Source organism: Cellulophaga sp. RHA_52 (genome assembly GCF_007827205.1).
GTDB lineage: Bacteria > Bacteroidota > Bacteroidia > Flavobacteriales > Flavobacteriaceae > Cellulophaga > Cellulophaga lytica.
The window spans coordinates 1,422,163-1,447,720 of record NZ_VIRZ01000001.1 but is presented as its reverse complement, the minus strand read 5'-3'; the positions used below and the strand labels follow the sequence as shown (position 1 = coordinate 1,447,720).

The following is a 25,558-nucleotide window of genomic DNA, read 5'->3' as shown; positions in this document are numbered from 1 at the left end:
AATATTGCAATTATAAAGGCAAAACTCACAGATATATCAGTCAAAAAAAGTTGCCACATTATGTTTATCTTTGGCACTTGTAAAAAACCAACTATGATTACCCCTATTCAAGGATTTTCTAAACTAAGTAAAGACGAAAAAATAAACTGGATTGCTAGCAATTACACACACAATACCCAACAAACAAAAGAGGTATTAAAAGTGTATTGGAATTCTGATGCTAAACTGCAAAAACTGCATGACGAGTTTATAGAAAATACGATAACAAATTATTACCTGCCTTTAGGTATTGCTCCAAACTTTTTAATTAATAACAAGCTTTATGCTGTACCAATGGCTATAGAAGAAAGCTCTGTGGTTGCTGCCGCTAGTAAGGCTGCTAAATTTTGGTTAACACGTGGCGGATTTAAAACCACTATTTTAGGAACTGAAAAAGTAGGACAGGTGCATTTTATTTTTAAGGGTGATGAAAAAAAGTTAGAATCATTTTTTACGGCTATTAAACCTGTACTTTTTAATGATTCTGATAGTATTACCACCAGTATGAAAAAACGTGGTGGAGGAATTACAAATATTGAGCTACGTAATAAAACTGAAGATTTAGAACACTACTACCAGTTACACTGCACTTTTGAAACACTAGATGCAATGGGTGCCAACTTTATAAACTCTTGCTTAGAGCAATTTGCAAAAACACTAAAAAGAGAAGCATTGGCTTATACTGATTTTTCTGATGAAGAAAAAAATATAGAAGTTGTAATGAGTATTTTATCTAACTATGTACCTAATTGTGTTGTTAGAGCAGAAGTTAGCTGTACAGTTGAAGAGCTTAGCGAAGGAAATACTGAAGATGCACAACATTTAGCTGAAAAAATAGTACAGGCCGTTAACATTGCCAAAATAGAACCTTACAGAGCTGTTACACATAATAAAGGAATTATGAACGGAATAGACGCTGTGATTTTAGCTACTGGAAATGATTTTAGAGCTATAGAAGCTAGTGTACACGCATACGCTAGTAGAAACGGAAAATACAGTAGCCTAACTAATGCTAGCGTAGATAATGGTGTGTTTAAGTTTTGGTTAGATGTACCTTTAGCTTTAGGTACTGTAGGCGGCTTAACAAACTTACATCCACTAGTAAAAACTGCTTTAGAAATTTTACAAAAACCTTCTGCAACAGAATTAATGCAAATTGTAGCTGCCACCGGATTGGCTCAAAACTTTGCTGCTGTACGCTCTTTGGTAACAACTGGTATACAAGAAGGACATATGAAAATGCACTTACTAAACATTTTAAATCAACTTGGCGCCACAGATAGTGAAAAAAAGACACTAACAGCACACTTTAAAACCAATACTGTTACGCATAGCGCTGTAGTTACTGCATACAACAATTTAAAAAATGACTAAAGAATTTTACAGCAACGGAAAATTACTACTCACAGGAGAGTATGTTGTTTTAGATGGCGCACTTAGCTTAGCAGTACCAACAATTTATGGTCAAAATTTAAGAGTAACACAAACTAATAGCAATAGCATTACTTGGAGCAGTATAGACGTAGCTAATAACACTTGGTTTAACGCAACTTTTAACAGCGATACTTTTACTGTTTTAAATGATAAACTAAACGATGAAGCTTGGATTAATACAGCAAAAACTTTACAACAAATTTTAAAAGAAGCACAATTACTAAATCCTAACTTTTTAAAAAACACGAAAGGTTTAGCTGTAGAAACAAAATTAGATTTCAACAGAGACTGGGGACTTGGGTCTTCATCTACTCTAATAAACAACATTGCAAAATGGGCAAATGTAGATGCTTTTAAGTTATTAGAAAATACAATGGGTGGCAGTGGGTATGATATTGCTTGCGCACAAAACAATACACCAATTTTTTATCAGAAAATAAACAAAATACCCACCACTACTACCATAAATTTTAATCCTCTTTTTGTTGACAATTTATACTTTATTCATTTAAACAAAAAGCAGAACAGTAGAGAAGCTATTGCTGCATATAAAAAATGTTCATTTAATAAAGATGAACTAGTTAAAAACATTACTGAAATAAGCAAAAACATAGCTAATACAAGTTCTTTATCTTCTTTTGAAGCACTTATTACTAAACACGAAGAACTACTATCTACAGCCTTAAAAACAAAAACAGTTAAAGACTTACTATTTAAAGACTTTACAGGCGCTATAAAAAGCTTAGGTGCTTGGGGTGGAGATTTTATATTAGCCACAGGTAATAAAACTACTCCCAACTACTTTAAGCAAAAAGGGTACAATACTATTTTTAGATATACCGATCTAATAAAATAAAAAAGCCTCCAAATTGGAGGCTTTTTTTAAATATGATTATTAAACAATTTCTACTAGTAGAACATTGCTCTGTTATCTTCAATTTCAGCAGATTTCTTTAATGCATTTAATACAGCAGAATTTGCTCTTTGCATAGCTGTTGTTTGCACCATATTTGCATAAGTACTGTAATTATCTAATTTAGGAGCTTCCTCTTTTTTAGTTACAGTTAACATAAATACTCCTGTTTCTCCTTCTAGTAAACCAGAAGTGTCTCCTTGGTTAAGTCCAAAAGCACTACCTACAACAAATGGTTCTCTACCTGCACCTGGTATTGTTGGTGATTTCATAGTTAATGCAGATGCAGTAGAAGCAGATACATTATTATCTTTAGCTATAGCATCTATACTTTTACCTTTATTAGCAGCAATAATTTGTGCTGCTTTTTTCTCTTTTCTTAATTTAGGTAACACCATAAATGAAGCATCTTCTACAGACATTAAGCCTTCTTTATACTTACCTGTTAATTGTACTACAGCGTAACCGTTGTTTACAGGAAAACGTTTAATATCTCCTACTTCAGAATCATCATTAAAAGCCCATTGTACAATTGCTCTTTGTGCAGCTAAGCCAGGAAGGTTTTCATCCATAGCCTTAATTTTATTTACTGGTCTTGCAACGTATTTTTTCTCTTTAGATAATTCTAAAAATGTTTTGTCAGAATCTTTTGCGTCACTTTCAAACTGAGTAGCTTCTGTAAACAAAGAGTTTATTGTAGCTTCAGACGCCTCTATAGCTCTTGCTAAAGTAGCAACACGAACTAAATCTTGCTTATCATCAATTTTAACAATGTGGAAACCAAATTCTGTTTCTACCATACCTATAGTACCTACATTGTTACTAAACATAAATTCATCAAACTTAGGAGTCATTCTACCTTGTTGACTATATCCTAAATCTCCACCTCTTGATGCAGAAGGACCATCTGAATTATCACGAGCTAAAACAGAAAATTCTACATCTCCTTTTTTAGCATCTTTTAATAACTCTTCTGCTCTTTTTTTAGCTTCTTCTTTTGTTCTTTTTACCTCAGGGTTTGCTCTTTCTGCACCTTCCCAAGCAACAAGTATATGACTAGCCTTAACGTTACCATCTTTTTTCTTATCCATCATTTTAGTAACTTTAAAATAGTTACCATCACGATAAGGACCATAGATATCACCAATATTTAATGCCATTAAAGTGTCTGCAAATTTTGGAGATAATACGTTTTTAGTTTTGTAGATAGTATCATACTTTAAATCTGAATTACGATCTAAAAACTCTTCAATATTTTTTGTATTTCTAAAACCTAAAATAGTATCGTTATACTCTACTTTATCATTTAGTAAAGAAACTACTTTAGCTTCAACAGCTTTTTCATCTTCTAAAGATGGCTTCTCTTCAAAGTATACAAACTGAAAATCTCTTGCCTTTTCTTGCTTAAAATCTTCTTCGTGATCTTTTATATAAGCTGCAATTTCATCTTTACTTACCGCTACAGAACTATCTGCAATAGAAGTATAAGGTACTCTTACATACTTAATATCAATTTTATCATTAGCTAATTTATAATCTAACTCACCTTCTTTTAATGTAGCGCCTAAACCAGCTTTAACCAAGTTAAAGTAAGTTTGCTCTTTAGCTGCTTGCATAATAGCTTGCTCTTGCTGAAGCCATAGTGCATATTGTGCAGGGTTTTCTGTTTTTAAAGTAGAAATAAACTCTTTAAAAATATACTCATCAAAAACACCGTTCTCATTTTGGTACTGTGGGTTTTGAGAAAATCCTGGGTTAGATGCTATAAAGTTAATAATTTGGTCTTGCTCTATAGAAATCCCTAAATCATCAAACTCATCACTTAAAATAGCGTTTTTCACTTCTTGATCCCATACACTGTTTACAACCTGCATAGAAGTTGCGCCAGCTCCAAAACGATTAGAAGCAGCCTCAACCTCTCTTCTAAATTTGTCTATAGAAATATCTTTTCCGTTAATTTCTGCAACGGTAGTACCTGTTTTTACACCAGACATACCATCTGCACTAAAAATACCAGAGATTACAAATGCAAATAAGGCTAAACCTATAATTAGGATTAATACAGTTGTTCTCTTTCTTATGTTCTCTAAAATCGCCATTTTATAAAATGTTTAAAATCAGTGGGCAAAAATACCATTTCTTTTTGGGTTTTAAAATTTAATTTTTATCAAATTTTTAACACTAAAAACCTACTCTTTTTCAAGTATATGCAGGGTTACCAAATCTATCTTAGTATTTGACACTTCTATTATTTTAAAATTGAAGTTTTCAATTTTAATTTCCGAATCTTTTTCGGGTATTTCTCCTGTTTCGTTTACTATTAAACCTCCTAGAGTTTCATACTCATCACTCTCTGGAAGTTCTAACTTATAATTTTCATTTATATAATCTACATCTAGCCTTGCAGAAAACTTATATGTATCTTCAGACAACTGCTCTTCTACCAAATCTGTAGAGTCATGCTCATCTTCTATTTCTCCAAATAATTCTTCTACTATATCCTCTACCGTCATTATACCTGCTGTACCACCATACTCATCTAACACTACAGCAACACTTTTTCTCTTTTTTGTAAGCGAATCTAAAATATCGCTTACCAACATAGTTTCGGGCACAAATTCTATAGGCAGTAAAATACTTTTTATGGTTTTAGGTTTTTTAAAAAGCTCAAAAGAATGCACGTAACCTATTATATTATCTATAGTTTCTTTATAAACCATTATTTTAGAAAAACCTGTTTCTGTAAATAATTTGGTTAAATTTTTAGGAGTATCATGAAGCTCTACTGCTACTATTTCTGTACGTGGCACCATAACTTCTCTTGCTTTTACAGCTGCAAATTCTAATGCATTCTGAAAAATTTGAATCTCAGAATCTACCTCGTCTTCAGTATTAACAGTCTCTAGCTGCTCTGTAATGTAATCTCCTAGCTCTACTTTACTAAACGCAAGCTGACTATGATCACCATCTGTTTTAAAAAAAGTTTTTAAGATAAAATCTGACACACTAATTACAAAATTGGATATCCAAGAGAATAATCCGTAGAAAAAATATGCAGGTATTGCCAATACTTTTAAAAATGAATTGGCATAAATTTGAAAAAATACTTTTGGCAAAAACTCTGCCGTAATTAAGATCACTAATGTAGAAATTACAGTTTGTGATAGGAGTCCAAAATCTGTAAGCAACAAATCTAAAAAGCTACTACTTGTAGGTAACATGCTTACAAACCAACTCATAAGTAAGTCTCCCATATACATACCATATACCACCAAGGCAATATTGTTGCCTATAAGCATTGTAGCTATAAACTTAGATGGTTTTGCTGTTAATTTAGATAAAACAGTAGGCAAAAAACCTTCTTGTTTTTTTTCTATTTCTAAATGTATTCTATTAGCAGATATAAAAGCAATCTCCATTCCTGAAAAAAATGCAGAAAGTAATAATGATACAACAATAATAATGATTGATGTTACCAAGGTTACGAGTTGTTATCTTGTTTTCTTTTTTCAAACTTTTTACGGTAGTGTCTTCTAAAAAAGAACATACCAACAGAAATAACTGCAAAAAAAGCAAATAAAAAATAGTCCTCATTAGCTCTCCAAAGTGTATACATTTTATAAGTTGCCAGTATAGCTACTACCAAATACAAAACCTCTGTATACCTTAAAATTTTCATCATATTTCCTCGTCTTTTATTGTTTTTAAGCCTGTTGTTTTATGTGCATTAACTTGTTTTAAATCTTTATCAGAATCAAAACCCTCACCATACATTACAGATTCATCTTCTGGGTTTATAAATTCAAATTTTTCTTGTGTAAAAATCCATTTATTAACCTGATCATAAAACAGCTGTGGTGTTTTAAACTGTTTACCATCATGTGTGTGTATAACAACATTACCTCGTAAACTTATTAATTTTGTAGAAGAATAACTAATACCATAATCTGCTGTTATAATACTTTTTTGGTTTTTATCATCAAAAAACTCTACCTGCAGCCCCTTAGGAAATACCTCTTTAGGAAATGTTAAGTTATTAAAATCTTCTCTAACAGGTGCTGTTAACACTGCTAAAACTTTAGAGGTTACCTCTTCTTTATTTTTAACAGGGTCTTTGGTTTCTGTGTACGTAAAAACTAAATCATTAGCAACACCTTGCGGATACACCAATTTAGTTGCCTCTACTCCTACACGTTTGTAGCTATCTTTACACGAAAAAAGCATTGCCATAAAACAAATTATGGCAATGCTCTTTAAAAATTTATATGTTTTTCTTGTGATCATCTTATAGGTTAGGCACCTTTACACTACCACCAACCCAACATTTAAAGCTAACTGTTTTGCCTTGCATATTGTTAGAAAAAATATCTGTTTTAGTAGGCGCTCTTTGCAAGTATCTACTAGCAGCAGATTTTGCAGTAGAACCTAATGATGGGTCTACTCTACCTGCTTTTCTTGCTAATTCTGCAGCTTTCCAGTTTACAGCTAATTTTTCAAACTTAGTAGAACCACAATCGTTAGCACTACTAGACACTAAGCTCGCCATTAATAAGTAAGCTTTTCCGTTAGATGGGTTTGCTTGTAATGACTTGTTAGCATATTTGTAAGATGTAGACTTGCTAATTCTGCTATACCTAGCTGCAATTTTGTATAGAATATCTGCCTTTTTGTAAGGATCAGTCTCTAACTCACTAGCTTGTGTAAAATCACTTAATGCACCTTTACTATCACCTGCTTTTAATTTTAAAGAAGCTGAGTATAAGTATGCACTTGCAGATGGCTCCATTGCCAATTGCTTTTCAAATAATTTTTTAAACATTGGAGAATCTAAACAATCTTTAGAATACATTCTTCCTACTGCTCTTTTTACCCATTTAAGGTCATTTTGCTTGGCCTCAAAGTTTTTCTCATATAATGGTATTAAGTTTTCACAATTAGCTAAATCTCCTAATTTAGAGTCTATACTAGCAGATACTTTACCATAGTTACCAGAGTTTGCACTGTAAACTCTTAAGTTATTAGCTTCTTTTTTAGTAATTGTACCCGCATCTTCCTTAGCTAACAATGTACTAATTTTAGCAGTTAAAGCTTTGTTATCTTCTTCAATTTTTTCTGTTACATCATCATATACATCAAAAACAGTTTGTAACTCCTCTTTACCAGCTTTATGCAGGTCTACAAGGCTAGAAAAATATAAGTATAATGCTTTTACACTTTTAAAGTGAGCTCTATCTTCTGTAAAAGCTGTTTTTAACGCAGCATAATCTTCTTCATCAGTAGACATTTTGTTATCATACTTTAACAATTGCTTGTCTATGATTATTTCTGCCTTAGATGTTTTTGTAGGATAGTATTTAATGTAATTATCATACAAGCCTAATAACATATTTATAAACTCAGTTTTTTCTGCGCCTGTAGTATTTTTTATTTTATGCTTTAAAATACGCTCTCCGTACTGAAAATTTGCTTGATGCCAATCTGGACATACATCATAAACTTTTTTCCAAGGTCCGTATGCAGCATCATAATTTTTAACTTTTGCATCCTGTGCATATAATTGAAAGTTATTTGAGCATTCCGACTTATCAACTGTAGCAGCAGCTGTTTCCTGAGCATAGCTTACACCCATAACGCTTATAAAAGCAATCGCTATAAAGTAAAGTTTCTTTTTCATCTTAATTGGTTTTTATTATTAATGGTTATAAACTTTTTTAATTTATTGTTCTTTTTCTAAACCACTTAGAGTTTAGAGATATTCCTAGGTTAACTTTAAAATAGTTTTCCTGAATAAGGTCTGCATTTGTTGTTCCTCTTTTTCCTATTTCAAAACCTATGTTAATATTAGAAAAAGGATCGTTAACTGCATTCAATGGTAGTCCTAATCCAAAAGTTATGCCAAAGTCTTTAATATCTTCATTATTTACAACCATACCGGTGTTCTCAAATCTTGCACCTGCTCTGTATGTTATTCTTTTATAGTAACTTGTAAAAGAAGTATAATCTGGTATATAAAAACCACCAAAAGCAATTTTAGAAGCATTTTTGTACGTTAAATTACTTACTGTAAAAAATGGGGCTCTGTAATCTTCTAAGTTTTGCGCACTATATTCTGTACCAATAAACCATTTTCTATCTTGACCAAATCCTAAACCAACTGTAGTTGTTGTTGGTATTGTAACACCTCTGTTAGCTAAACCTGCATTATCTAAGTCTACTTCTATAGTTTCTATTTCTTGTCCTGTACTAGATGAAAAAGAACCAATAGTTTTTGTGTTCTCTGAAGATAGGTTATTCTGTGTTTCTACACCAAAATAAGTATTCATTCTTATTTTATCTGTAAGCATTGGAGTGTAATTAGCAGATATTTTAAAGTTTGCTCCGTTTACTCTAGAGTTTCTAAAGTCAAAAGTACCATATTGTACATCTTCCACGTCTTGCACTCTTCTACTGTCTACAACACCAAAATAATAATTAGCAGTAACACCAACTGTAAAATCTTCTATTACTTTAACTCCTGCCGAGAAAAAAACCGAATTTACACCGCCATCTCCAGAAAAAACGTTTGTAATTTCTCCGTTGTCTGCGCTTGTAAAGCTTTCCTCTATTTCGTAACCAGAAGAAGTAAATGGCTTTATACCAAAACCTACACCCAACCTGTCATCAATAATTGGAAAACCAATTGCTAAATAATCTAAATTAGTTACTGATGAGTTATCTGATAAATTTTGCCCTTTAAAGTTTATATCTTTTCTAGATAAAGAAGCAGTGTACGTAGTTTGTCTTAACCTAGCATAAGCCGCTGGGTTATTTAGGTTTATATGTATACTATCTGCATACATACTAATACCACCCATCATTTGATTTTCTACTGAACCTATAGATCTTAAATCTCCAATTCCAAAATAAGAGTATGGAGAAACTGTGCCGTTTTGAGCGTAAATAGTACCTGCCATACAGCATACTATTGCAATAATTATTTTTCTTATCATTTAGTCTTTGTTGTATTCCAGCAAATAATTAAGTCCGTCAAGGAGAAAATTGGAATGCGCAAATATGGTATTTTTTAATCGTTTTGACAAAAAATGAGCGTCGCCGCCTGTTAAAATAACTGTTAAATCTGCAAATCTAACCTTATATTCTTTAATTACACCATCAATTTCTAAACAAATTCCATTAATTACACCACTTTTCATGCAAGATGTTGTAGAATTCCCAATTAACTCAATTTCACCATTTTTATCTAATAATGGCAATTTAGCCGTTTGATTATGCATAGCTTTAAATCTCATTGCTACACCAGGTGATATAGCTCCTCCTAAATAAGCGCCGTTTTTATCTATAAAATCATACGTAACACAAGTACCTGCATCTATAACCAAAGTATTCTCACTTGCATTATTATAAAACGCTGCTGTAGCAAGTGCAATACGGTCTACTCCTAATGTCTTTGGGGTACTATATAAGTTTTTAAAAGGTATTTTGGTTAGCGCACTTAAAGTGTGCACATTACAGTACACGGCAAGCTTAGTAATCTCTTCTTCACCTAAAAAACCAACAGATGAAACAATAGCATCTTTAATATCTGGATAGGCCAAAAAAGTTTCTTTTACTAAATCTAAAAAATTTTTAAGCACTACGGCATCAGAAAAAACAAGTTGTTTTCCTTTGTAAACCGCTAGTTTTACTGAGGTATTCCCTGCATCAACAATTAAATTCATTTTACAAATATTATAAATATTAAAAAAAGTTTAATCTTTTTTTCAATTTTTGTTTGGATATACGAAAATAGAAATTATATTTGCACCCGCTTAACGGCATGGTGCCTTAGCTCAGTTGGTAGAGCAATGGACTGAAAATCCATGTGTCCCTGGTTCGATTCCTGGAGGCACCACTTTAAAAACCCGATCAGAAATGTTCGGGTTTTTTCTTTTCTTTACCCTATGCAACAGCTCTTTATCTATTTTCTTTACAGTAAATCTATTGATAGATTCTATATTGGAGAAACTTCTAAGCTTAAAAATAGGTTAAAAAATACACTGCCCCTTTATTTTTTTCTTAAACCAAGCATTATTTTATTTTTTAATGGTTTTATAACAAAAGACAAAAACTTATCTTTACCTAAAATACATTTACTTGTGATAAAAAAACCTACATTATACATTGTTCTTTTTTTACTGATGTCATTTTTAGGATCTGCACAACCAACAATAAAAAAACTACTTAAAAAAAATAATACAGAGAGTGTCACATACATTTCTGTAGACTCACTTTTAACTAAAAAAAATGTAGTTTTATTAGATACAAGAGAAGAAATTGAATTTAATATTAGTCATATTAAAAATGCAATTTGTGTTGGCTATGATTTTTTTGACATCAACAAAGTAACATCTGAAATACAAAATAAAGACACCGAGATTATAGTATATTGCTCTATTGGCATACGCTCTGAAGATATTGGAGAAAAACTAATTGCAGCTGGCTATACCAATGTAAAAAACCTATACGGAGGCATTTTTATGTGGAAAAACAACAATAATCCCATTTACAACAATAACAACTCGTTAACAAATAAATTACATACACACAGTAAGTATTGGTCTAAATTAGTGACAAATGCCGAGAAAATTTATTAATTATATTTTGAACAAATTGAATAAAAACTTACTGTTAATTTTTACAAGAAACCCAGAACTAGGAAAATGCAAAACACGTTTAGCAGCTAAAACCGGAGACAAAATTGCTTTAGATATTTACAAATTTTTATTGAACCACACTGTTGCTATTACTCAAAATTTAAATGCAGACAAACAAGTACACTACTCTGTAGCTATTAGAGATAATGACATTTGGAGCAATAATATTTATCATAAAAAATTACAAAATGGCAAAGATCTTGGTAGCCGTATGATGAATGCTTTTAAGCAAGGTTTTGCAGATGGTTACAAAAATATTATTATTATTGGAAGCGATTTATTTGATATAACCACAACAGATCTAGAAAATGCTTTTGACCATTTACTTAAAAATGATTTTGTTGTAGGTCCAGCAACTGATGGCGGTTATTATTTATTAGGAATGAAAAAACTTAATAGTTCGGTTTTTAAAAATAAAGATTGGGGAACCAATACTGTGCTTAAAGACACACTAAATAACTTAAAAGACGAAAAAATAAAGTTACTTGAAGCAAAAAACGATGTTGATTATTATGAAGATATAAAAGACATTGATGCTTTTAAACCTTTTTTAAAAAACATAAAAAATGATTAAACAAGAAATTGAAGATTCTGTAGCGTATTTACAAAATAAAGGCTTTAACGCTCCCGAAATTGGAATAGTTTTAGGTACTGGATTAGGAAATTTAGCAAATGAAATAGAAAATCCTATTGAGGCACATTACAATCATATTCCTTTTTTTCCTTTAGCAACTGTAGAATTTCACTCAGGAAAATTAATTTATGGCACACTAGAAGGTAAAACAGTTGTTGTTATGCAAGGGCGTTTTCATATGTATGAGGGTTATGACCTGCAAGATGTTACCTATCCAATACGCGTAATGCACAAGCTTGGTATAAAAAAATTATTTATTTCTAATGCTGCCGGAGCTATTAACCTAAACTTTAAAAAAGGAGACATAATGTTATTAGAAGATCACATAAATCTTTTAGGGGGTTCTCCGCTAGCTTTTAAAGGTGTTTCTCAATTTGGTGAGCGTTTTGTTGATATGGGAAACCCGTATGACACTGAAATGAGCAATGCTATAAAAAACATTGCTAAAAAAGAGAATATAACTATGCACTCTGGTGTTTACGCAGCTGTACTAGGACCTCAACTAGAAACTAAAGCAGAATACAGAATGTTAAAAATTATTGGTGCAGATGCCGTAGGTATGAGTACAGTACCAGAAGTAATTGTGGCAAACCACTTAAAATTACCTATAGTAGCCGTTTCTGTCTTAACAGATGAGTGCGACCCAGATAATTTAGAGACTGCAGACATTAAAGAAATCATCAAAATAGCAAGTGAAACTGAGCCTAAAATGATTAAGCTTTTTAGAGAATTACTTAAAACGTTGTAAGTTTTAAAACCTAAAAAAGACAAATTAAAAAATACCTTTTAACATGGCTTATAAAATATCTGCAGTAGCAATACTTTTAACACTAGTTGGTTTCTTTTATTTTGACTCAACTCCAAAAATTACTGAAAAAGCTTTTAACAAAGTTCCTAGTCACCAAAAGTGGAATGCTTTATTACAAAAAAATGTAAATACTAACGGAGACGTTAATTACAAAGCTTTTGTAAAAAACAAAGCAGAATTAGAGGCCTATCTTAAACTATTGCAAGATAATTCTCCTGCCAAAAATTGGTCTAAAAACGATAAGCTTGCTTATTACATAAACCTTTATAATGCTGGCACTGTTAAACTAATAGTAGACAACTACCCTGTTAAAAGCATTAAAGACATTAAGTCTCCTTGGGATAAAGAGGTAGTTGCCATTGGCGACAAAATGTATTCTTTAGGATATGTAGAACACAAAGTGTTACGTAAAATGAATGAACCTCGCATACATTTTGCCATTAACTGCGCATCTTACTCTTGCCCTAAATTAGTTAACAAGGCCTTTTTAGCAGATAGTATGGACGCACAGTTAAAAAGTGCGGCTATAGATTTTATTGCTGATAAAAAACGCAATGTTATCACCCCTAATAAAGTAGAATTGTCTGAAATTTTTAAATGGTTTAAGAGTGATTTTACAGAGAACACAACCTTAATTGGTTTTATAAACAAATACTCTGCAACACAAGTAAAAGATGGTGCCAAGGTTAAGTATATAGATTATAATTGGAGCTTAAATGAAGCAAAGTAAGCTAAGCATTATAATACCCGTTTTAAATGAAGAGGCATCTATTGCTAAACTAATTAAAGAAATTAACACACGTAGCACATTTAAGCAAATAGACGAAATAATAGTAGTAGATGGTGGTAGTACAGATAATACTACCACTATTGCAACTAGTTTAAATGTTACTGTAATTTCTTCAAACAAAGGGCGTGCCAAGCAAATGAATACTGGTGCAAAAGCGGCTAACGGAGATATTCTTTATTTTTTACACGCAGACACTATTCCTCCTTATAATTTTGATTGTAAAATATTAGACTCTATTAGCAAAAACAACGTTGCTGGCAGCTTTAGAATGCAGTTTGACAGTGACAGTTTTTTTCTGAAATTTTTTGCTTGGTTTACTCGTATTAACCATAAAATTTGCAGAGGCGGTGATCAATCTTTATTTATTACCAAGGATTTATTTTTTAAACTAAATGGTTTTAATGAAGAATATATTATTTATGAAGATGGCGAGTTTATAGAGCGTTTATATAAAGCCACAAATTTTAGTGTAATACAAGACAAGGTAACTACATCTGCACGTAAATACCAACAAAAAGGAATGGTAAAATTACAGTATCATTTTGGTGTTATTCACCTTAAAAAAATATTAGGTAAAACTCCGCAAGAATTACACAATTATTACAAAAAAAACATAGCTAATTAGTTGTTTCTAGAATGATCTAACAAAACACCCTCGCTAATCCACTTTGCAAGTGCTTGTCTGTTTTCTGCAACTAATATTCTTTTTTGGTCTTTTTTGTTTTTAATATTTCCTATTTCTATATAAGCCATTGCAGGTATTGTGTTTTTAACCAAATACAATCCGCTCCTATCTAAAAAAGTACCTGTATAATCTCTGTTTGGCTGGTATTCTCTGTATTTAGAGTCAAAAGTTTTATGTATGCTCTCTGCCAACCTTTTTCCGTTACTACTTTTTTCATGATGGTAAAAGAAAACATCAATATTTTGCCCTACACTTCTACTATCTATATGCGTAACAATTAACCTTTGGTATTTACCTTTGTTTTTTATGTACAAATCATTTACCGCATCTACACGTTGTTTTAAACGAGCCACTTGGTTTAAAGGTATTGTTTTATTTGGGTAACAAACCTCATCATAATCTACAGGTAGTATTTTACCATCTCTAATACCATCATTTTCATCTCTAATTATAATATAAACCAACGCTCCGTGAGAAATTAGTTCTCTACCTAAACGTAATGTTATATCATAAGCATACTCGTCTTCAGAAATTAGTTTTTTTCCGTATTTAGTAACAGCACCAGGATCTGGCCCACCGTGCCCAGAAATTAAATAATAAACAGCACCTTTAAGCTTGTTACTTTTGCGTTGTACTGTAGCGTGTTTTTTTCCAAAAATAGGATACCCGTTTACTATGGCTGGCAACTCTTCCTTTCCATCTACTTTTATTAGTCTATCTGGTATAATATATGTTTTGCCCTCATACAAATGCTTACCGTTTCTTAAATTATCTTTATTTAAAGCAATAAAATCTGAATAATATTTAGACGGACTCATATTAAACTTACGAAGTAAAGTATAAATACCCTCTCCTTTTTGAGCCACAACCGTTTTTTCTTTATCTTGAGAATATAGCTGAACACTACTAAAAACTAGCATTACAACTAAAACAAGTATTTTTTTCAATATCATTTAATGGTCTTTTAAGCAAATATTATCAAAAATACTGCCCAATTCCAAAAACCAGCCCTTTTGAAGCATTTTTTGTTACTCCGTAACCATAATCTATCCTAAAAATGGCATTAAAAATCTTTTTATGAATAAAACGCACACCCAAACCTGGATACACCCTTAAATTATCAGAATTTACAAAGTCTTTTAACTCTCCTCCAGGGTTACGCCATGTACCAGCATCTACAAATGTATTTCCTTGCAATACAAACCAATTTTCATCTATTAATGTATACCTATACTCCGTATTTAAAACTATAGACCCCGTACCTCTATCAATAATATTACCAACACCTCTTAGGTTTATATTATTATCTACAGAAAAAGGCGCAAAAGGTGTTTCATCATTTGTAGCCAAACCAACTCTTAACCTGTTAGCCCAATTGCCACGCTCACCTACTCTTTTGTAATACACAAAATCATTAAAAGCTACCAAAAAATTATCTAACTCTTTTGTAGAGCTATGCACGTACTGAGAGTTTAAAGTACTTTTAAACCCTTCTAAATATTGGTAATGGTATTTTATATTACTGTATTTATATATAGCCTTGTATGAGAATTTGTTAACATCTAATGCCTGTGGCACATTTTCATTAGTTGCGCCACGTATGTAGTTATATTTTTCTGTGAAAAAATTAATTCCTAAATCTACACTATGTCGCTGGTTAAATTGATACAATCCTAAAACTTCTATAGCTTCATTATGGTACTTATAATCTGCCGTTGTATCATCAAAAAAAATAGGTTCTTGTGTTTTTAAATTGTTATAGCTTACAGCTAAACCTGCATTTGCACTAAATAAATAAGGAGCTCTAAACAACAAGCCATAAGAGTTAAATATATCTTTCTGATAAAAACCACCTATAGTAATATTGCGTCCTCTAAAATTAAACTCTTGCACACCAACCCTAAACGCAAAATCGTCATTAGAAGACGTGTATAAATTAGCAAATGGTATTATGGTAAAATTTTCCTCTACCATATAAACCAAATTATAACTACTAACTACTGTATTCTTGTGTAATTTAAATGAAGCATTTGCTATAGATGGCAACCTTTTTAACTGATTAACTGTTTCTAAAATTGCTGTAGAATCTGTAACAGAGCCAGCAACAATTGGCACCACTTTTTTTAAGAACGATATTTTAGTTTTTTTAGCGCCAATAAAACTAACATCTGCTATAGTTATATTTTGAGAATAAACCATAGTACAAAAAAGCAAACAAAGTAACGAGACTAGTTTTTTCATAGTTTTTTAAGGTGAAAAGCTGGTTTCTGTAAGTAAGTTTACCCAATTATCTTGGCTAACTGCCATTAAAGTAAAACCATAGGTTAGTGATTTATTTAAAGTTGGTGGTTGTTTAGTTGTGATGTTTAGCACTACATTGTCTAGTTTATAATACCTAAACATTTTGTCATAGGTATATGTGCCCGACAAAAAATTGTTTTCATTGTCTGTTACTACCTGAAAATAAATAGCAGAATCTGTATACACACCGTCTTTCCAAGAAAAAATTGGCATTGTAGATGTACTGTTATCTATAGTTAACGTGTTAATTTTTTCTGTTGGTTTGCTAATGTGTTTTAAATAAATTGGATTACAAATATGCATTTTACCATCCTCAACAAAACTAACTATCACCCATTTTTCTTGAATAGGATTGACTAAAAATCGTTTTATTTTACCATTAAAAACATCTAATATTTCAGGTGTTTTTTCTGTGTAAGACTCAAAATTATTTTTATCTACGTTAATTGATTCTGTCTCAAAATACCTAAAATTAGTAGCACCCTCTCTAGGATAAAAAAACACATTTACGGTATGTGCTTTATCTGCACTGGCTGCGCATGCAATAACATTATCTATAACAACAGTTTCTTCATCTAAAACTGTTTGCAAAGTAGATAAATTGGTTAGTTTATCTTTAGAACAACCACAGGTTATCAAAATTAAAAAAAGAAGAAAAAAGTTTAATTTACTTAAATCCATAATATTGTTTTAAAACCAATTCCGCTGGTTTATTTTGCGGTGTAAACCTATTATCATCTTCGCCACCTACATTGTCATGATCTATAAACCATTTCCAAACATAGCCACCAGCAAACCAATCTTCTGTCCAAAACATTTCTAAAATAGCTTTAGTAGCATTAGACTGTGCCTCTAGGTTTACGTTTGTTTTGTTACGGTCTACCAGCCAAGGTTTTTCGCCTGTATAATCCATACTTCTATAACCATATTCTGTAAATAAAATTGGCTTATTTACAGAGCTCGACATTTGTTTTAACGCCTTTTTATGTGGCTGCCATCCTTGTTTTAACTGCGCTACAGTTGGATGCTTTTCTTTAGACAGCGGAAAATATGCATCTACACCTACATAGTCTAATTTACTCCAAAATGGCACTTTAGGATACTCATCCCAATTGGCTGCATAGGTTAATTTACCTTTATATACTTTTTTTACCTCTACAATAAGCTTGCTCCAAAACTCTGGCCTTTGTAGTAAAAATTTTTCTAGCTCGGTACCAATGCAAAAAACATCTACATTAACCTCTTGTGCCAGCGTAGCATAGGTAAGTATAAAGTTTAAATAAGATTTTTCTAACGTTAACCAATGTTCTTCAGAATCCATTTCTAAAGTACCAGTAAATTTTCCGTCCCTAATCCATATTTGCGGTTTTAACATTACACCTATTCCGTTTTTATGCAGAATATCTGTGTAATGTTTTATACCATCTTTACGCTCTCCAAACCACTGCCTATCCGAATTAAAAATTAACTGCGGATCATTAATATCTCTTATAAAACCAAATGGCATAACAGATGCCGCATTGGCGTTTATAGTTAATATAGGAGTAATATTTTTTTGTGTTACCTTATCTCTAGAAGACACAAAACTTACTCCGTTTATTTTTTTTGAAACCTGACTATTGCAAGAAAACTGCAAACAACATAATAATAGTAGACCAATTTTTTTCACAAACCATATTTTTAAGTCTCCTAAATTACACTATTTAATTTTAGACTTAAAAAATTGCTCTTAAACCCAAGTTAAATGTTTCTCCTAAGCCTGTATTATCTCCTCCAACAAAATTTGTGTACAACAACTCTAAGTTTAGCGCATTTGTTAGCTGGTATTTTGTACCTCCACCTAATGCTGTGTAATTCTGACTAAAATTGTTTCCTAAGTCTAAACGTTGTGAGTGTTGTGCTAATGCCAATACTGTAAACTTACTAGTAGGAAAATAACTTAAAAAAACACCCGGAGTTAACCCTAAACTGTTATTTGCAAAACTTTTTTCTTTGTCGCCAAAATTAAGCTCTGTATTTAACTCTGTAAATAGTTGCCACTTATCTCCTGGAAAAGTATAATCATAAAAAAATCTGTTTTGCCAAATAAATCCGTTTTGATCTAGAAAAACACCATTCTCAGTTTCGTTATCTACTAAAGGTATATACAAAGAACTCTGAATAGAAAAATTACCAACAGACTCAAAAGGCACAAACTTTACAGATGGGGCAAATGATGTTAAACCAGCTCTAGCAACCCCGTCTTTATTCTTAAATTTTAAAGCATCTAAAGTTTTGGTTCCACCAATTGTATTAGAGCGTATTTTTAATATTACACCTACATTCCACCTATTATTTTCTCCTACCCCTGTATATCCTTCTAAGGTAGATGTAAAAAAGGTTTGCCTAGGCTGTTCACCACTTGTAAATGTACTTTTAGTTTCTGTATAAATATTATTAAACCATTTAATATCAAACTTACCCTTACCTATTAATTTAGATGGTGTGTATTGTTGTATATTACTCTTTTGCACATCATCATTTTCCTGAGAATACCCTGCAAATACTGTTAGTAACCCTAATGCTAGGGCTATTTTTTTAATTTTTTTCATATTTTTAGTTGTTGATTGTTGTTTTACTTATTTGTTTTTATTGCCTGTTTAGTGTCCAATCGTATGGGTAAAAAGATACTTTTGCTTTAGCGTTTATCTTTTCCTTTCTGTATAGGTTCACAAAGTCTATTAACGATTTACCGCCCTGTGTAAAATCTCCCTTATACCATTCAAAAATTTGAGAAAGCTTAACTTTATTTTTATTTACCATTATAAAATTTGGATTATTAATAGCTATCTCAGTTTGCTTCTGCAACTGGTCTTCTAACATACTTGGCATATACGCTTTATTAATAATTGGTGGGCAACCAAGTCCTGCGCAAACCAATACAAAATGGAAACGTGCTTCTTTAGGAAAAACAGCGCGTAACATTTTATGCTCCATATCATTTAACGTAAGTTCCTTACCGGCTACATTGTGCTTTATTTTATCAAAAAAACCAGCCTTATCTAACGGGGTTTTTAACGGATAATTTTCTACCACATTTTTTATAACACTAATATTGTATGCATTAATCCAAAATGCTTGATAGTTTTTAACGTTATCTGCGGTAACATTGGTTGTTTTTAATAAAGCCACCAGCTCATTTAAATGTTTTGGTTGTTTTTTTATTTCTTGGTAAGCTACCTTACCGTTGCTCACATAAGAATTAAAAAAAGTATTAGCTTTAGTAAAAAAGATTTCTGTAGCTTGTGCCTGTACCGTGGTAATACCTAAAAGAAACAGTATTACGGTTGCTTTTGTTATAGTTTTCATAATTTTTGGTGTTATTTAATAGGTGTGTCGACATTTAATATTAAAACCTACACAGCGCTATTAAATTAATTTTAAGCAAAGTAACTTGTTAAATATCACATTTTGATAACAAAAGAAAATCAAGTTTATTCTTATTTAGAAACCATATAAATAAATACCCAACAGTTAAGTTTAGCTTTTATACACCGACAGAAACTTTAATATTTTTAAAATCTATGGAACACATTGTTATTATTGGTAATGGTATTGCAGGCGTAACTGCTGCAAGGCATATTAGAAAATTATCCGACAAAAAAATTACGATCATTTCTGCCGAATCTGAGTATTTCTTTTCTAGAACTGCACTTATGTATGTGTATATGGGTCATATGAAGTTTGAACATACACAGCCTTATGAAAACTGGTTTTGGAAAAAAAACAGAATAGATCTTGTAAACGGATATGTTAACAATGTAGACCACGCTAACAAAAAGGTAGATTTAGAAAATTCATCTATCTCTTATGATAAGTTAATTATTGCAACCGGTTCTAAACCCAACAAATTTGGTTGGCCAGGACAAGACTTAAAAGGTGTGCAAGGTTTATACTCTAAACAAGATTTAGAACAGCTACAAAAAAATGCTCCGGATAATAAAACGTGTAAAAGAGCTGTAATAGTTGGTGGCGGATTAATTGGTATAGAAATGGCTGAAATGCTGCGCACACGTAAAATTCCGGTTACCTTTTTAGTTAGAGAAACTAGTTTTTGGAATGGCGTTTTACCAAAAGGAGAATCTGAACTTATTAACGAACATATTTTAGACCATCATATAGATTTACGCCTAAACACCAATTTAGCAGAAATTATTGCCGATGAAAATGGACGTGCTAAAGCTATTACTACAGACAAAGGAGAAACTATAGAGTGTACTGTTGTTGGTTTAACAGCAGGTGTATCTCCTAATGTAGATTTTTTAAAAGAATCTGGTATAGAATTAGGTCGCGGTGTAAAAGTTAATCGTTATTTAGAAACAAACATTAAAGATATTTATGCCATTGGAGATTGTGCAGAACAGCACAAGGGCATAGGAAACAGAAGACCTATTGAAGCTGTGTGGTATACCGGAAGAATGATGGGAGAAACACTTGCGCAAACTATTTGTGGCAACAGAATAGAATACAAACCCGGACACTGGTTTAATTCTGCAAAGTTTTTAGATGTAGAATACCAAACATACGGCTGGGTTTTTAGCGAGCGTAATAAGCAAGATTATGAAGCGCATTTTCATTGGAGACACGCTACAGAAAATATTTGCATTACAGTTGCCTACCATAAAGACACAAAGGAATTTTTAGGTATAAATACATTTGGCATACGTATGCGTCACGAGGTTTTTAACAAATGGCTTACTCAAAAAAAGGATATAGAATTTGTGCTTCAACATTTAAAAGATGCCAATTTTGACCCAGAGTTTTACAAACAGTATGAAGCTGAAATTATAGCAAAGTACAATGCTGAATTCAACTCAAATTTATCAGCAAAAAAGAAAAGTTTAAAAAGAATTTTCAACATAGCTTAAATTATAAAAAAATGAAAACAATTAAATATTTAGGCCTTGTTATCTTTTTAATAGGATTAGGCATTTTTACTGTAACTCCGTTTTTAGGAAATTTTAAACTAGACCAAAAAGGTTTTGATGAGTTAATTAGTAGCCAACGCATTAAAAGTGAACTATTAATTGAAGATCTTAGCACCAAATTAATAGACAAAGATTTTTCTAGTGCTACATTTTTAGCTCCTGTACTTAACAATGCTATTGACAAAGCAAATGCCACGCACATAAAAAATAAAGAATGGGGTAAAAAAGTATACGCAAGCGGAGACAATATGGCCGCAGCAATTCGTAAATCATCTAGCTATGGTTTCATACCAGAAAACAAAGGTACAATGTGGTTTTTAACCTTTGGACTTGGTATTATTGGCGCTCTAATGTTTATACTACCTAATGTAGTTTTATTAGGCAAAAAAGGAATAAAAAATGATGGTATTTATTTAAAAAGCGCTACAAACCGCGGACTTATTGCTTGGTTGGTCTTCTTCTTTTTAGTAAGTTTTTACATTATACTTTATTTTTATTCTGAGTACGCAGTAAACTGGACATTTTTAGTAGACCCTATTAGTGAAGCCCTTAGCGGAAATGCTGCAGGACATTGGTTTGTGTATGGTTTTATGTATTGTGTGGTTATGACAGTTATGGCTGTACGTATGTACATAAAATACAGACATAATATGTACCAAATATTCCGCACAACATCTGTATTATTTTTTCAAATAGTATTTGCATTCTTAATACCAGAAATTATGGTGCGCTTGCAAATGCCTTATTACGACTTTAAAAATGCATTTCCGTTAGATTATGATTTCTTTTTTCAATGGAATTTAAAAGATCTTATTGCTAACGGTGGTATTGGTATTTTTATTCTTGTATGGGGTATTGTGTTAACCTTAGTAATTGTACCTATTATGGTTTATTTCTTTGGTAAAAGATGGTATTGCTCTTGGGTATGTGGTTGTGGTGGTTTAGCAGAAACATTAGGAGACCCATACAGGCAACACTCTAGTAAATCTTTATTTTCTTGGAAAGTAGAGCGCTGGTTAATACACGGCGTATTGGTTTTTGCTGTTGGTATGACGCTTATGACTCTTTATAGCTTTTTTAGCGAATCTAGTACTGTTTTAGGCATAAAAACACAAAGTGTACAAAATGTATACAGCCTTTTAATAGGAGCTATTTTTGCCGGTGTTATTGGCACTGGTTTTTACCCAATTTTTGGCAACAGAGTTTGGTGTAGGTTTGGTTGCCCATTAGCTGCATATTTAGGCTTTGTACAACGTTTTAAATCTAGATTTAGAATTACAACTAATGGTGGACAATGTATTTCTTGTGGTAACTGTTCTACATATTGTGAGCAAGGTATAGATGTACGCGCATATGCTCAAAAAGGAGAAAATATTGTACGCTCTAGCTGTGTTGGTTGTGGTGTCTGTTCTGCTGTTTGTCCACGTGGTGTTTTAAAACTAGAAAACGGACCAGAAGAAGGCCGTATTAACCCAACTGAAGTTTTATTGGGTAATGATGTAGATTTAATGGAATTAGTAAATAAAAAATAAATGATGCATTTACGTTTACTTCTTATTTCTATTGCATTATTTATTAGTGCAAACAATACAGACTCTAAAGAATATAGCAAACAGTATTATGCCTCTGGTGTTTTAAAAGCAGAAGGCTGGCTTAAAAATGGAAGTAAAAATGGCTTTTGGAAATTTTACAATGAGAATAAAACTTTAGCTAAACAAGGACATTATACCAATAATAAAAAAGAAAACTATTGGTACATTTACAGCGCCAATGGCAAAATAGAAAAAGAAGGCCATTATAAAAATAATAGCAAAACAGGTTGGTGGTTATTTTATACCAGTGATGGAAAAATAAATCACAAATGCCAATTAGACCACGATGTAAAAAATGGCTACTGTCTTAAATATAAAAATGAAAAGCTCTCATCTGCTGAAAAATATAAAAATGGCAAAAAAATTAAAGAATGGTTTAGTTTTGCAGGTTTTAAAAAGGAAAACAATTTATCCGATTTAAGGTAATGACAAAAATAAACGTAATTATTCCGGCTTATAATGAAGCTAATTCTATAGGCAAGGTTATAAAAGATATACCATCAATTGTTTCCGAAATTATTGTTGTAAATAATAACTCTACAGATAATACAGTTGGCAATGCAGAAAAAGCAGGAGCTACTGTGCTTACTGAAAACAGAAAAGGATATGGTTATGCCTGTTTAAAAGGTATGGATTACATTTCTAAAAAATCCAACAAACCAGATATTATCGTATTTCTAGACGGAGATTACTCTGACTATCCAGAGGAATTAACAAAAATTGTTGCGCCAATTATGCAAAACAAAGTAGACTTTGTTGTAGGTGCCAGAACAAAAAAAGGAAGAGAAAAAGGTAGTATGACGCCCCAACAGGTGTTTGGAAACTGGCTCGCAACGGTATTAATGAAAATTTTTTTTAATGCTAAGTTTACAGACCTAGGCCCTTTTAGAGCAATTAAGTACAAAACGCTCCTAAACCTAGATATGCAAGACAAAACCTATGGTTGGACTGTTGAAATGCAACTTAAAATTCTAAAGAAAAAGTTAAAATATTTAGAGGTTCCTGTACGTTATAAAAAAAGAATTGGCGTATCAAAGGTCTCAGGCACAGTAAAAGGTACTATATTTGCCGGTGTAAAGATCCTTGGTTGGATATTTAAATACAGTTTTAAGTAAATATGGAAATTGCAATTACATACATAATTATAGGTATATACAGTTTAGCTTTATTGTTGATATTTTTCTACAGTTTAGCTCAACTTAACTTACTTGTTAATTATTTAGGGTACAGAAGAAGAAATAAAGAAGCTCCTAAATACAATCTTTTAGATGCTAAAGAAGTACCTTATGTAACCATACAACTTCCTATTTACAATGAAGAATATGTTGTAGAAAGACTTTTAGAAAACATTGCTAAAATAGAATACCCTAGCAACAAATTAGAAATTCAGGTTTTAGATGACTCTACAGATGACTCTGTTATAGAAACAGAAAGACAAATAAAGGCCTTACAAGAAACTGGTTTAGACATACAACACATTAGAAGAACTAACAGACAAGGATACAAAGCCGGTGCTTTAAAAGAAGGGTTAACATCTGCAAAAGGAGATTTTATTGCCATTTTTGATGCCGATTTTCTACCAGACTCAGACTGGTTAAAGAAAACCGTTATTTACTTTAAAGATGAAGAAATAGGTGTTGTACAAACCAGATGGGGACATATTAACAGAGATTATTCTGTTTTAACAAGAATACAAGCCTTTGCTTTAGATGCACACTTTACATTAGAACAAGTTGGCCGTAATGCAAAAGGACACTTTATAAACTTTAATGGTACGGCTGGTATCTGGCGAAAAACTTGCATTATTGATGCTGGTAACTGGGAAGGTGATACATTAACTGAAGATTTAGATTTAAGCTACCGTGCGCAGTTAAAAAACTGGAAATTTAAATACTTAGAAGATGTAGAAACACCTGCAGAATTACCTGTTGTTATTTCTGCTGCTCGTTCTCAACAATTTAGATGGAACAAAGGTGGTGCAGAAAACTTTAGAAAATCTGTAGTTAGCGTTGTTACGGCTAAAAACATCTCTTTTAAAACTAAGTTTCACGGTGTAATGCACTTGCTAAACAGCTCAATGTTTTTATGTGTGTTTTTGGTTGCTCTTTTAAGTATACCAATGCTTTATATTAAAAACAGAAACGAATCTTTAGGTTGGGTTTTTGAAGTAACAAGCTTTTTTATTTTAAGTACAGTTATACTATTTATTTGCTACTGGTTTACATTTAAAAGTATACAAGGCAGCAGTTTTAGTAAGTTTATAGACTATGTAAGACTCTTTTTTACATTCTTTTCTGTAGCTCTTGGTTTTTCTTTACACAACACACTTGCTGTTTTAGAAGGTCACAGAGGTAAAAGAAGTGAATTTGTACGTACTCCAAAATTTAATATAAATAATATTTCTGATAGCTGGAAAGGAAATAAATACCTTACTAAAAAGCTATCTCCTAATATGATACTGGAATTTGGCCTAATGTTATATTTCTTGTTTGGTATGTACTCTGCAATTCCCTTAAACGATTTTGGATTGTTTCCGTTCCATTTTATGCTATTTTTAGGCTTTGGATACGTTTTCTTTAACTCGCTTACAGCTAAAGTATAAATTAGCACACAGCTAACACTGTATTTTCAATTTACATTTATACTAACTTTTTGTTAGGAAACGCTAGTTTTTGTGACTATTGTTTTTATACATCATATTT

The 25,558-nt window shown here is 31.8% G+C and carries 25 protein-coding genes and 1 tRNA gene; 13 read left to right on the top strand and 13 right to left on the bottom strand.

Translation table 11 applies throughout. The annotated features are described in order from the left end of the window. The first annotated feature begins 93 nt into the window (after window positions 1–93). Window positions 94–1,413, top strand: coding sequence for a hydroxymethylglutaryl-CoA reductase, degradative (locus JM80_RS06465; protein WP_144709524.1), 1,320 nt, complete (start codon window positions 94–96; stop codon window positions 1,411–1,413). Further along, window positions 1,406–2,329, top strand: a complete 924-nt coding sequence (locus JM80_RS06460; RefSeq protein WP_144709523.1) for a GYDIA family GHMP kinase — start codon at window positions 1,406–1,408, stop codon at window positions 2,327–2,329. Before JM80_RS06465 ends, JM80_RS06460 begins: the two co-directional genes overlap by 8 nt. 53 nt (window positions 2,330–2,382) lie before the next feature. Here the strand turns inward: JM80_RS06460 and JM80_RS06455 are convergent, their stop codons facing one another. From JM80_RS06455 to JM80_RS06425, 7 genes are all read right to left on the bottom strand, one after another. Beyond that, entirely contained in the window at window positions 2,383–4,485 is a 2,103-nt protein-coding gene (locus JM80_RS06455; protein ID WP_013620376.1) for a peptidylprolyl isomerase, read from the bottom strand. A 90-nt stretch (window positions 4,486–4,575) separates the two neighbouring features. Continuing rightward, window positions 4,576–5,865, bottom strand: a complete 1,290-nt coding sequence (locus JM80_RS06450) for a hemolysin family protein (RefSeq protein ID WP_089118799.1) — start codon at window positions 5,863–5,865, stop codon at window positions 4,576–4,578. 2 nt (window positions 5,866–5,867) lie between these two features. Next, window positions 5,868–6,068 (bottom strand): hypothetical protein, encoded by a 201-nt coding sequence (locus JM80_RS06445; RefSeq protein ID WP_013620378.1) that lies wholly within the window; start codon window positions 6,066–6,068, stop codon window positions 5,868–5,870. Then, complete coding sequence (gene lptC / locus JM80_RS06440; RefSeq protein WP_034646145.1) at window positions 6,065–6,670, bottom strand: LPS export ABC transporter periplasmic protein LptC; 606 nt, start codon at window positions 6,668–6,670, stop codon at window positions 6,065–6,067. Before lptC ends, JM80_RS06445 begins: the two co-directional genes overlap by 4 nt. 1 nt (window position 6,671) lies before the next feature. Further along, on the bottom strand, window positions 6,672–8,060 hold the full coding sequence (locus tag JM80_RS06435; protein ID WP_144709522.1) for a hypothetical protein: 1,389 nt from the start codon (window positions 8,058–8,060) through the stop codon (window positions 6,672–6,674). Between the two features lie 37 nt (window positions 8,061–8,097). Continuing rightward, window positions 8,098–9,375: a hypothetical protein gene (locus tag JM80_RS06430; protein WP_034646141.1), complete on the bottom strand. Its 1,278-nt coding sequence runs from the start codon at window positions 9,373–9,375 to the stop codon at window positions 8,098–8,100. After that, complete coding sequence (locus JM80_RS06425) at window positions 9,376–10,104, bottom strand: type III pantothenate kinase (protein ID WP_144709521.1); 729 nt, start codon at window positions 10,102–10,104, stop codon at window positions 9,376–9,378. Window positions 10,105–10,204: 100 nt separating this feature from the next. On the opposite strand from JM80_RS06425, the gene JM80_RS06420 reads away from it, so the two are divergent. The 6 genes from JM80_RS06420 (at window position 10,205) to JM80_RS06395 (ending at window position 13,936) form a co-directional block, all read left to right on the top strand. Beyond that, window positions 10,205–10,277: transfer RNA gene (locus JM80_RS06420), tRNA-Phe, on the top strand. Window positions 10,278–10,521: 244 nt separating this feature from the next. Continuing rightward, window positions 10,522–11,019: a rhodanese-like domain-containing protein gene (locus JM80_RS06415; RefSeq protein ID WP_255436699.1), complete on the top strand. Its 498-nt coding sequence runs from the start codon at window positions 10,522–10,524 to the stop codon at window positions 11,017–11,019. Continuing rightward, window positions 11,000–11,653, top strand: coding sequence for a TIGR04282 family arsenosugar biosynthesis glycosyltransferase (locus JM80_RS06410; RefSeq protein ID WP_144709519.1), 654 nt, complete (start codon window positions 11,000–11,002; stop codon window positions 11,651–11,653). The genes JM80_RS06415 and JM80_RS06410 overlap by 20 nt, the downstream gene beginning before the upstream one ends. Then, on the top strand, window positions 11,646–12,461 hold the full coding sequence (locus JM80_RS06405) for a purine-nucleoside phosphorylase (protein ID WP_013620386.1): 816 nt from the start codon (window positions 11,646–11,648) through the stop codon (window positions 12,459–12,461). The genes JM80_RS06410 and JM80_RS06405 overlap by 8 nt, the downstream gene beginning before the upstream one ends. Before the next feature lie 43 nt (window positions 12,462–12,504). Beyond that, entirely contained in the window at window positions 12,505–13,251 is a 747-nt protein-coding gene (locus JM80_RS06400; RefSeq protein ID WP_144709518.1) for a DUF547 domain-containing protein, read from the top strand. Further along, window positions 13,238–13,936, top strand: coding sequence for a TIGR04283 family arsenosugar biosynthesis glycosyltransferase (locus JM80_RS06395; RefSeq protein ID WP_038504969.1), 699 nt, complete (start codon window positions 13,238–13,240; stop codon window positions 13,934–13,936). Before JM80_RS06400 ends, JM80_RS06395 begins: the two co-directional genes overlap by 14 nt. Here the strand turns inward: JM80_RS06395 and JM80_RS06390 are convergent. The 6 genes from JM80_RS06390 to JM80_RS06365 are packed head-to-tail and all read right to left on the bottom strand — an operon-like array spanning window position 13,933 to window position 19,645. Next, window positions 13,933–14,949: an N-acetylmuramoyl-L-alanine amidase gene (locus tag JM80_RS06390; protein ID WP_013620389.1), complete on the bottom strand. Its 1,017-nt coding sequence runs from the start codon at window positions 14,947–14,949 to the stop codon at window positions 13,933–13,935. The two genes, JM80_RS06395 and JM80_RS06390, sit on opposite strands and share 4 nt — an antisense overlap. A 25-nt stretch (window positions 14,950–14,974) precedes the next feature. Then, window positions 14,975–16,237 (bottom strand): outer membrane protein assembly factor, encoded by a 1,263-nt coding sequence (locus JM80_RS06385; protein ID WP_186439758.1) that lies wholly within the window; start codon window positions 16,235–16,237, stop codon window positions 14,975–14,977. Between the two features lie 6 nt (window positions 16,238–16,243). After that, complete coding sequence (locus JM80_RS06380; protein WP_144709517.1) at window positions 16,244–16,978, bottom strand: hypothetical protein; 735 nt, start codon at window positions 16,976–16,978, stop codon at window positions 16,244–16,246. After that, window positions 16,965–17,966 carry a glycoside hydrolase gene (locus JM80_RS06375; protein WP_144709516.1) on the bottom strand — a complete coding sequence of 334 codons (1,002 nt, stop codon included), beginning with the start codon at window positions 17,964–17,966 and terminating at the stop codon, window positions 16,965–16,967. Before JM80_RS06375 ends, JM80_RS06380 begins: the two co-directional genes overlap by 14 nt. 46 nt (window positions 17,967–18,012) lie before the next feature. Beyond that, window positions 18,013–18,888: a hypothetical protein gene (locus tag JM80_RS06370; protein WP_144709515.1), complete on the bottom strand. Its 876-nt coding sequence runs from the start codon at window positions 18,886–18,888 to the stop codon at window positions 18,013–18,015. 37 nt (window positions 18,889–18,925) lie between these two features. Continuing rightward, the gene (locus JM80_RS06365) at window positions 18,926–19,645 is read right to left on the bottom strand and encodes a DUF547 domain-containing protein (RefSeq protein WP_144709514.1); all 720 of its coding nucleotides are present in this window, start codon (window positions 19,643–19,645) and stop codon (window positions 18,926–18,928) included. 215 nt (window positions 19,646–19,860) lie between these two features. Here JM80_RS06365 and JM80_RS06360 point away from each other — a divergent pair, with 215 nt between their 5' ends. The 5 genes from JM80_RS06360 to JM80_RS06340 are packed head-to-tail and all read left to right on the top strand — an operon-like array spanning window position 19,861 to window position 25,458. Next, window positions 19,861–21,204 (top strand): NAD(P)/FAD-dependent oxidoreductase, encoded by a 1,344-nt coding sequence (locus JM80_RS06360; protein WP_144709513.1) that lies wholly within the window; start codon window positions 19,861–19,863, stop codon window positions 21,202–21,204. Window positions 21,205–21,215: 11 nt separating this feature from the next. Next, window positions 21,216–22,796 (top strand): 4Fe-4S binding protein, encoded by a 1,581-nt coding sequence (locus tag JM80_RS06355; protein WP_038504989.1) that lies wholly within the window; start codon window positions 21,216–21,218, stop codon window positions 22,794–22,796. Beyond that, a complete protein-coding gene (locus tag JM80_RS06350) occupies window positions 22,797–23,282 on the top strand; it encodes a hypothetical protein (protein WP_317043125.1) in 486 nt (161 codons plus the stop codon). Then, entirely contained in the window at window positions 23,282–23,971 is a 690-nt protein-coding gene (locus JM80_RS06345; protein ID WP_144709512.1) for a glycosyltransferase family 2 protein, read from the top strand. Before JM80_RS06350 ends, JM80_RS06345 begins: the two co-directional genes overlap by 1 nt. 2 nt (window positions 23,972–23,973) lie before the next feature. Beyond that, window positions 23,974–25,458, top strand: coding sequence for a cellulose synthase family protein (locus tag JM80_RS06340; protein WP_034646980.1), 1,485 nt, complete (start codon window positions 23,974–23,976; stop codon window positions 25,456–25,458). Window positions 25,459–25,558 lie beyond the last annotated feature (100 nt).

What these genes read in the sequence shown, in the direction of transcription:
- JM80_RS06465 (WP_144709524.1), top strand. Translation starts at nt 94, where the DNA reads ATGATTACCCCTATTCAAGGATTTTCTAAACTAAGTAAAGACGAAAAA.
- JM80_RS06460 (WP_144709523.1), top strand. Translation starts at nt 1,406, where the DNA reads ATGACTAAAGAATTTTACAGCAACGGAAAATTACTACTCACAGGAGAG.
- JM80_RS06455 (WP_013620376.1), bottom strand. Translation starts at nt 4,485, where the DNA reads ATGGCGATTTTAGAGAACATAAGAAAGAGAACAACTGTATTAATCCTA.
- JM80_RS06445 (WP_013620378.1), bottom strand. Translation starts at nt 6,068, where the DNA reads ATGATGAAAATTTTAAGGTATACAGAGGTTTTGTATTTGGTAGTAGCT.
- lptC (WP_034646145.1), bottom strand. Translation starts at nt 6,670, where the DNA reads ATGATCACAAGAAAAACATATAAATTTTTAAAGAGCATTGCCATAATT.
- JM80_RS06435 (WP_144709522.1), bottom strand. Translation starts at nt 8,060, where the DNA reads ATGAAAAAGAAACTTTACTTTATAGCGATTGCTTTTATAAGCGTTATG.
- JM80_RS06430 (WP_034646141.1), bottom strand. Translation starts at nt 9,375, where the DNA reads ATGATAAGAAAAATAATTATTGCAATAGTATGCTGTATGGCAGGTACT.
- JM80_RS06425 (WP_144709521.1), bottom strand. Translation starts at nt 10,104, where the DNA reads ATGAATTTAATTGTTGATGCAGGGAATACCTCAGTAAAACTAGCGGTT.
- JM80_RS06410 (WP_144709519.1), top strand. Translation starts at nt 11,000, where the DNA reads ATGCCGAGAAAATTTATTAATTATATTTTGAACAAATTGAATAAAAAC.
- JM80_RS06405 (WP_013620386.1), top strand. Translation starts at nt 11,646, where the DNA reads ATGATTAAACAAGAAATTGAAGATTCTGTAGCGTATTTACAAAATAAA.
- JM80_RS06400 (WP_144709518.1), top strand. Translation starts at nt 12,505, where the DNA reads ATGGCTTATAAAATATCTGCAGTAGCAATACTTTTAACACTAGTTGGT.
- JM80_RS06395 (WP_038504969.1), top strand. Translation starts at nt 13,238, where the DNA reads ATGAAGCAAAGTAAGCTAAGCATTATAATACCCGTTTTAAATGAAGAG.
- JM80_RS06390 (WP_013620389.1), bottom strand. Translation starts at nt 14,949, where the DNA reads ATGATATTGAAAAAAATACTTGTTTTAGTTGTAATGCTAGTTTTTAGT.
- JM80_RS06385 (WP_186439758.1), bottom strand. Translation starts at nt 16,237, where the DNA reads ATGAAAAAACTAGTCTCGTTACTTTGTTTGCTTTTTTGTACTATGGTT.
- JM80_RS06380 (WP_144709517.1), bottom strand. Translation starts at nt 16,978, where the DNA reads ATGGATTTAAGTAAATTAAACTTTTTTCTTCTTTTTTTAATTTTGATA.
- JM80_RS06370 (WP_144709515.1), bottom strand. Translation starts at nt 18,888, where the DNA reads ATGAAAAAAATTAAAAAAATAGCCCTAGCATTAGGGTTACTAACAGTA.
- JM80_RS06365 (WP_144709514.1), bottom strand. Translation starts at nt 19,645, where the DNA reads ATGAAAACTATAACAAAAGCAACCGTAATACTGTTTCTTTTAGGTATT.
- JM80_RS06360 (WP_144709513.1), top strand. Translation starts at nt 19,861, where the DNA reads ATGGAACACATTGTTATTATTGGTAATGGTATTGCAGGCGTAACTGCT.
- JM80_RS06355 (WP_038504989.1), top strand. Translation starts at nt 21,216, where the DNA reads ATGAAAACAATTAAATATTTAGGCCTTGTTATCTTTTTAATAGGATTA.
- JM80_RS06350 (WP_317043125.1), top strand. Translation starts at nt 22,797, where the DNA reads ATGATGCATTTACGTTTACTTCTTATTTCTATTGCATTATTTATTAGT.
- JM80_RS06345 (WP_144709512.1), top strand. Translation starts at nt 23,282, where the DNA reads ATGACAAAAATAAACGTAATTATTCCGGCTTATAATGAAGCTAATTCT.
- JM80_RS06340 (WP_034646980.1), top strand. Translation starts at nt 23,974, where the DNA reads ATGGAAATTGCAATTACATACATAATTATAGGTATATACAGTTTAGCT.